Origin of the sequence: Acinetobacter lwoffii, assembly GCF_024129355.1 — a bacterium.
In the GTDB taxonomy this organism is placed as follows: domain Bacteria; phylum Pseudomonadota; class Gammaproteobacteria; order Pseudomonadales; family Moraxellaceae; genus Acinetobacter; species Acinetobacter lwoffii_I.
Genome location: NZ_JAMXXP010000080.1, coordinates 1 through 1,149, shown reverse-complemented (window position 1 = coordinate 1,149; position 1,149 = coordinate 1). Strand labels below are relative to the sequence as shown.

Here is a 1,149-nt window from a genome sequence, read left to right as displayed (position 1 = left end):
GATTTTGAAACAAGTCGGCTTTTTTATGTTCGATTCTGTAAGCTTTTGCCAATAAAAAATGGAAGAACTTTGCAAAATTTACAATTTTGTATTAACATTTTTATATTAACAAAAAGCGATGCAACTATGGAAATTGAGTTTTCATGGGATGAGCATAAAGCAGATACAAACCTCAAAAAACATGGTGTAGCTTTTGAAGATGCAACATTGGTTTTTTATGATGCTTATGCCGTCTTCAAACAGGATCGCTTTGAAAATGGTGAATATCGTTGGCAAGCGATAGGTCTCGTACACGGCCAAACAGTTTTATTAGTGGCTCATACTGTACAAGATCATAATGGGATTGATCATATCCGTATTATTTCCGCACGACAGGCAGAGAAAAAAGAGAGGAAACAATATGAGCAAAATCGTTACCTACAAAATGGATTTGAATAAGTCTCCTGTTTTGTCTGAAGAACAAAAGGCAAGACTCGAAGCCCTGGCTAAATGCCCAGACAGTGAAATAGACTTTTCGGATATTCCTGAACTTGATGAAAGCTTTTGGAAAAATGCAGTTCAAAATCCGTTTTATAAGCCAACTAAACAAGTGACAACTGTTCGCATTGATGCCGATGTTATGCAGTGGTTAAAGGCTCAAGGTAAAGGCTATCAGACACGAATGAACAAAATTCTGCGTGATGCTATGTTGAATGATTTGAAAAATCATCCATAAAGAACGAGAACTAAGCCTTGTTCTTTATGAAGTAATATTAAGCCTGTAGATTTAAAATGACGAATAAGTTATTTTTTTAATTTTTCAATACTTCCAGGTAAAGCGAATCTTGGAGGACAGTAATCAGGTAGCTTTTCACCTAACTTCATTTTTTCATCATCAAAAGCTATTCCTGAAAATTGTAAAGACTCACCTAATCTATAAAGCTCTTTTGATTTAATATTTTTTAGACCTATCACCTTATTATAATTATCGAAAAAGACCTCATATTGTTTAGGTATGACTAGAGTATGCATAGTTTCTCTATCACCTCTTACTATGATAGATAAGCAATTATTATGAAGAGTTAAATTTCCTTGAAAGATTGCTTCTAGTTGAGCTAAATTTGGATCAAACCTTACATCTTTAGCTAAAATAAAAAATTGCTTATAGTC

The 1,149-nt window shown here is 33.5% G+C and carries 3 protein-coding genes; 2 read left to right on the top strand and 1 reads right to left on the bottom strand.

What is annotated here, in order from left to right; all coding sequences use genetic code 11:
- The first annotated feature begins 126 nt into the window (after window positions 1-126).
- Together NI468_RS16025 and NI468_RS16020 are read left to right on the top strand one after the other, a co-directional pair.
- Window positions 127-438, top strand: coding sequence for a BrnT family toxin (locus NI468_RS16025; protein WP_004728473.1), 312 nt, complete (start codon window positions 127-129; stop codon window positions 436-438).
- Complete coding sequence (locus NI468_RS16020; RefSeq protein WP_253102619.1) at window positions 401-715, top strand: BrnA antitoxin family protein; 315 nt, start codon at window positions 401-403, stop codon at window positions 713-715. Before NI468_RS16025 ends, NI468_RS16020 begins: the two co-directional genes overlap by 38 nt.
- Before the next feature lie 68 nt (window positions 716-783).
- On the opposite strand, the gene NI468_RS16015 is transcribed toward NI468_RS16020, so the two are convergent.
- On the bottom strand, window positions 784-1,149 hold a 366-nt coding region (locus NI468_RS16015; RefSeq protein WP_253102617.1), incomplete at its 5' end, for a hypothetical protein.